The organism is Oleiphilus sp. HI0125 (assembly GCF_001635355.1).
In genome coordinates, this window is sequence record NZ_LWGF01001473.1 from 1 (window position 1) to 475 (window position 475).

General features: G+C 48.0%; 1 pseudogene. It reads left to right on the forward strand.

Annotated features, from left to right (window positions below):
- A pseudogene (locus A3762_RS28060) lies at positions 1–475 on the forward strand (transcription-repair coupling factor); the annotation flags it as partial.

The window sequence follows — 475 nt, forward strand, 5'->3', positions numbered from 1 at the left end:
TATCGACCTTAGCGGCGTTGCGCAGTATGCAAAATGGCGTATTGGTAGTGCCTGTTCAGACCCTGCTTCAGCGCTTGCCGCCCGTTGACTTCATTGCCGCTAATTCGCTGTCTTTGCAAATAGATGGTCGGTTTAATCCCGATGATTACCGACGCTCGCTCGAGCAGGTTGGCTACCGCCATGTCGATACCGTCTATGAGCACGGTGAGTATGCAGTTCGTGGTTCAATATTTGATGTCTACCCAATGGGTAGCGAATTTCCAATTCGTATAGAGTTATTTGACGACGAAATTGAAAGCCTTCGAAGTTTCGATCCAGAAACGCAAAGATCCAAAGAAAAGCTAAAGAGTATCGAACTACTGCCTGCGCACGAATTTCCGTGGGACAGAGCTTCTAGGCTTGCATTTCGTAATCGTTGGCTAGACCAGTTCGATGAGAAAAGCTTCAGCGCGCCAATACTACGCGACATCAAAGA